The 5,414-nt window shown below is 54.7% G+C and carries 4 protein-coding genes; 1 reads left to right on the plus strand and 3 read right to left on the minus strand.

Translation table 11 applies throughout. The annotated features are described in order from the left end of the window. A partial coding sequence (locus QZ197_RS14575; RefSeq protein ID WP_296432866.1) for a DUF3422 domain-containing protein occupies window positions 1-1,235 on the minus strand: 1,235 nt, incomplete at its 3' end. A gap of 192 nt (window positions 1,236-1,427) precedes the next feature. Here QZ197_RS14575 and QZ197_RS14580 point away from each other — a divergent pair. Beyond that, a complete protein-coding gene (locus QZ197_RS14580) occupies window positions 1,428-1,985 on the plus strand; it encodes a pseudouridine synthase (RefSeq protein WP_296432868.1) in 558 nt (185 codons plus the stop codon). A 70-nt stretch (window positions 1,986-2,055) separates the two neighbouring features. On the opposite strand, the gene QZ197_RS14585 is transcribed toward QZ197_RS14580, so the two are convergent. Together QZ197_RS14585 and QZ197_RS14590 are read right to left on the minus strand one after the other, a co-directional pair. Beyond that, entirely contained in the window at window positions 2,056-3,537 is a 1,482-nt protein-coding gene (locus QZ197_RS14585; RefSeq protein ID WP_296432870.1) for a type IV pili methyl-accepting chemotaxis transducer N-terminal domain-containing protein, read from the minus strand. A 299-nt stretch (window positions 3,538-3,836) separates the two neighbouring features. Next, window positions 3,837-5,414 (minus strand): phosphate ABC transporter substrate-binding/OmpA family protein (locus QZ197_RS14590; RefSeq protein WP_296432872.1); only part of this gene is annotated, 1,578 nt, incomplete at its 5' end.

Genomic DNA, 5,414 nt, shown 5'->3' on the forward strand with positions numbered 1-5,414 from the left:
AGCAACACAACCGGTGTCGCAACAGCCGCCATCACAGACTTGCTGATGTCAAAACCAGCTTCAAGCGGCCCCACCAAATACAGCACTAAATTCACCGCATAATAAGTGATCGCAACCACCGAAAGCCCCTCTACGGTGCGCTGCAACCGCAGTTGCAGGTCGGCGCGTTTGTCCATGCTTGTCAACAATTCCTGGTTTTGCGCAGACCGTTCGACATCAACGCGTGTGCGCAGCAAATCACCCGCCCGCAATGCACGATCAGACATCGCCTGCAATCTGTCTTGGGTCGATTTTACTGTGCGCATCGCGGGGTCAAAGCGGCGCATCATGAACTCACCAAAGGTCTGGCGTCCGTCAAATCTTTCTTCACGCAAAACATTGATGCGTTGATTGACGATCGTCTCGTAGGCCCCTGTCGCGCCAAAACGGAACGACGATTTTGCAATGGTCGTTTCAATCTCGGCCGAAACATCAAGCAATGCGTGCAAAACGACCGCCGGATCAGCCCTGTCGCTGCGCATGTCCTCGATCAGGCTGGTCAAACGTCCATCGAAATCAGCCATTTTAGGACCCAATTCGCGCGCGCGGGATAATCCCAACATCGACATGGCTTTATAGGTTTCAATTTCGCACAGCCGCTGCACGACGCGGCCAACGCGTCTGTTGCCGACATGTGGACGGGCGAAAACCGCGAACCGCATGTGGCCACCGTGATCGATGCGGAAATCACCTGCTACAACCAGATCATCCTCGATCACCCGACTGATAGCGAGGCTTTCCGGCACAAACCACGTCCGGGCTTTGTCGATAATACCATCGTCACCATCGGCCACTTCAATCCGGATTAACGCCGAAGTCACGCGCGTACCCGGCGCCGCATTCAACCAGTCGTCGGGGAAAACGCTGAACGTGGCGGCGTCAAAAGGGCGCTCCGCCACCCCTTCTCCAAAGATCGTAAAGGTTACAAATTCGGTATGGCTTTCCCATTTTAATTGGTGTTTTCCAATGGTGCCAAAGTAGTGCGTGGCGTCCGGTTGCGGATGCTGGGCACCAAAACGGTCCAGTAAATCAATAAGATGCGCCCGATCTGCGGCGCGGTCTCGTCCGGCGGCATTTGCAGCGGGCTTGATCGCGAGATAGGCAGCACGGCTTGGTGCATCGACCGATGGAAAGGGTCGCGCGTGAAGCTCGTTCGCCATCGCATAGCGCAACGGATGATCTGCGATAGGGGGCATGGGCTGCGCCTTTGTTCTGAACCTATGTGCCTTAAACTAGCGGTGTTTGCCCAACTGTAAACCAAAAAATTGTGTATTTATAACATGTTAATGGAACACAACTGTATACCGTTGCATTACCCCCAAAGGCTTTTGCGGCATCTCGGCAATCGGAGATAGACGACCTGACCGCGAAAAGGATAAGCAGGGCCTATGTCCCGCGTCATCCTATTTAACAAACCTTTCGGCGTTCTGTCGCAATTCACCGACGTCAAAAGCCCGTCCCCGCGCCCGACGTTGTCAGGATATATTGACGTGCCGGGGGTTTATCCCGCTGGGCGGCTGGACCGCGACAGCGAGGGTCTTTTGGTGTTGACCGATGACGGCAAATTGCAAGCGCGTATTGCTGATCCAAAGCACAAACTGTCCAAAACCTATCTGGTACAGGTCGAAGGCACGCCCAGTGAAAAAGATCTGCAAGCAATGCGCGATGGCGTGACCCTCAAAGACGGCCCCACACGCCCTGCAAAGGTCCGTCTGATTGATCCCCCTGCCCTATGGACGCGCGATCCGCCGGTCCGGTTTCGCAAGTCTGTTCCGGATTGTTGGATCGAAGTCACGATCAGCGAAGGCCGCAATAGACAAGTCCGCCGGATGACGGCCCATATCGGCTTCCCCACACTGCGGCTTGTGCGCTGGCGGGTTGGCGATTGGACGCTGGATGGGATTGCGACCGGCGCTTGGATAGAGGGCCGCGACAGCGCGAGCTGAGACACTGCGCCACGTTATAAACGCAAAAAGCGGGCCAATAAAGACCCGCTTTTTAAGTCGTCTTTGATGCTTACATCAAGTTCTGGACGTTAATCCCGAAGGTGACAGCGCCGATGACTTCACCCGTGGACGGGTCTGTGATCGAAAGCGATCCCTGCGACTGATAGAAACCCGTGCTGTCATCAAATTCGACTTCGCTGATATGCAAAGCATCTGGACCGACAGAATACGTCGCTTGCCATTTCGCTTCATCGCCCTGCCAATAGTCTGATGTCTCAACGCTTTGCGCGACGTTCAAACCTTTGTTGTCCATCACGAAAACCTCGGTCACGAAACCGGCAGTCGCCTGTTGCTGCGCAAGCAACCATTTTGAAACCGGCGCAGTCAGCAACTTTTCAATAAGCGGGCCACCACCACTACCAGCTTCTGCGCGCCATTGCTGATCAAGCGCAATAACCGCATCTTCGGTCAAATTCGCATGGTCGGCGTTCTGCGCATTGATCGCAGCAATCAGGGCCGGATCAGTCAGCCAGTTTGAAAGTTCTTCACGGGCATAGGCCTCAAGCGGTACGCGGTAGACGCCGTCCTGACCGGGAGTTGCTATCAGATAAAGTGTGATCGTATTGTTCATCGCAACCGACAACGTCTGTGAAAGACTTGCTGCAGCATTAACATCTTCGGCAGATGGAACGTCTCCGGCTAGTGCCGTATCAAAAACAGCGCGCTGATCTTGCCATAACGCCAATGTCGCGTCGATGCTGCCACGCACCGCGTCGTTTGGCGGAGGATTAATTCCAGCACCTGCAAACCCATCACGCAACGCAATCAACGTTTGGCCAAACAGATTAACAGCCGACGTCAGTTCCTGAGGCGTGTCAGCAGACCCCGTGCCTGTTGCTATTTCGCACATTGCCCGCGTCATACTATACGCTAGCGCGCGTTGTCTGACCGCAAAGTTCAACACTGTCGCATCGCTTTGTAAAAGCTGCTGGGGGTCAGCGTATTGACCTGACACAGTGGCCGCCAAAATCTCGGTCTGGTTGAATAGCTCCATGAAACCGCCATCGATCACAGCCGCGTCTGCCGCCGATCCCGCACCCGACGCCAGCTTTTTCGCAGCCTCATCCAAAGGGGCCCAAAGGGTTGCTGTGGCACTTAACGCATTAAGCGTGCGCGCAGAACCTTCTGCACCCGGCATACCAAGGGCTGCGTTGCCATTGACCAGACCATCAATGATACTGTCAAAATCTTCGCGCGATGATCCGAGTTCAATTTGCGCCGCGTCAACGCCAATGCCCCCATTGATCCTGCAACTGGCCGAAGCCACGGCTTCGGTCAAGGAACGCAGGTTCGCGGAGCGGTTAACGCGTGCTTTGCCGCCGGTATAGAGTGATCGGTCAATCGACTGCGCCGATACGGACTGTGCACTAAAGACACCAACGGACGGGGTGGCCGCAACAGCGAGCGCAAGGCACACCGTTTTTGCAAAACCACACATCATCGGGGCCGGCTCTTTGGAAATGCCTAAAAGAGGTGTATTCTTCGTGAACATTAAATCATTCCAATCTTCATTACTGGGTCAATCCACTGCAAACGCATGAGAGTATTCGCCAGCGACCTTTTGTCTGCGTGTTCCCCAATGACGTGAAATCTAGGGCGTTGAACGTGCGACATGCGCACAGCACCCGGAAATCCGATTAATCATCTACACAGCCTGTGCCCTGATTTGATCGATAGTCTATGTGGGGTCTTAGCAGAAATCACGGCCGCAACATCAAAGGGTTTGAGCAGCTACCATTCTAAGTTCGAGATCGGCGATGCACGTCCAATGGACATGCATCGCCGTTGTTTTTAGCCTTCAACAGTGTTGGCGATCCACACTTCAACCCGGCGGTTGATGCCGCGACCCCGGTCAGAGACGTTGCAAGCAGACGGAGCAACTTCACCGTAGCCGGACGTTGTCATGTTGATGTTTGCCAAACGATCACCTGCAGCTTCACGAAGCTCTTCCATGACCGCGTTGGCGCGCTCGACGGCCAGAACACGGTTGCCTTCAAATGCGCCTACATCATCAGTGAAGCCTACGAAAGTTACGGCTGTACCTGCTGGCGCGTCTTCAAGGTGTGCGATCAAACGCTGCATATCCAAACGGCCACGCTCGTCGATCCGCGAAGAACCTGTGCGGAAGCGGAAGGTTGTGGAGAGGCGATCATGCGTTTCCATCTCGGCAAGCATGTCACCGATGACTTCTCCTTCAAAACCAACATCATAGCGTGCCAATTCAGCAGACAAAGCAGCATGGCGTGCATCTGTCGTATCTTGTGAGCGGCGCGCAATACCCAGGTCGATAAAGCCCGACTTGCCAATTACGCTATCTGCAGTTTGCGAGATAGAGAAATCAAGAAACGCTTGGGTTTGTGCGTCAAGGTTGTCAGCACGGTTATAAAGGTACATCCGGCGGCTCAGCGTGTATTCTTCCGTCTTTGCCGAGAACGCATCAGGCGTTGCCGCAATCCCGCATTCGTTGACCAAGGTCAGCGGCTTTGCGCCACGCTGGAAGGCGTAACCAAGGTAGCCGATCGCATTCCGGTCATGGAACATAACAGTGGACATCGTCTGGTCGTCCGCTGAAATGCCCTGTGGGCGGAAATCAGGGCGATCTTCACCATACAAGAATGACATAAAGTAGTCATAGCTGGCAGAGTCTTCTTCGTGCGCAATTACGTTGATCGGGCGATCTGGACCGCCAACTTCGGACCAACGGGTGATCTGGCCGGAAAAGATGCCCGCGAGCTGTTCTTGGGTCAGCTGGGTCACAGGGTTGGATTCGTGTGTCACGACAACCATACTGTCGACCGCAATAATGCGTTCTTGGTTCGGGCTTACCATGCTACCCGCACCTGCTGCGCGCAATGCGCGTGCTTCGTCTTGGGTGATGCGGCGCGAGGACATGCCGATGTTTGCTTCACCATCAAGCAAGGCTTGGAACGCTTCGTCATCGCCTGTCGCTGAAACGAGGTAAGAACCGATTTCATCGCCGAAACCGCCGTCACCAATCAGGTTGACCAGTGTTTGGCCGGCTGCTGCGTTCGTCACTTCGGCATCCGCATCCAACGATGCAGCAAAGCCGCTCATCATAAGTGGCATCATACCAAGGCCAATTGCCTGCGAGCCAACGATTGCCACGTCAGCCGAGACATCTTCGAAGCTTGGGCAAGCATCGCCATCACAAATCATGCTGCTTGTCGCGACGCGCAGATCACCAAGTGCTGTGCGGATGACATAGTTGTCGTTGTCGACCCCCATCAATTCGCCGGTCAGGCTCATCGTGCCATCCGTAGAGGTCAGTGTGACGTCTTGAGCAAAGGCTGCAATCGGGAACAACATCCCCGTTGCCAATGCCAATCCAGCCGCTGATGTTTTTAGTCG

It is taken from the genome of Yoonia sp., from assembly GCF_017854415.1.
Classification (GTDB): Bacteria; Pseudomonadota; Alphaproteobacteria; order Rhodobacterales; family Rhodobacteraceae; genus Yoonia.

Bases quoted from the DNA above. Each gene is read 5' to 3' on its own strand.
- QZ197_RS14580 (WP_296432868.1), top strand. From the start codon at position 1,428: ATGTCCCGCGTCATCCTATTTAACAAACCTTTCGGCGTTCTGTCGCAA.
- QZ197_RS14585 (WP_296432870.1), bottom strand. From the start codon at position 3,537: ATGTTCACGAAGAATACACCTCTTTTAGGCATTTCCAAAGAGCCGGCC.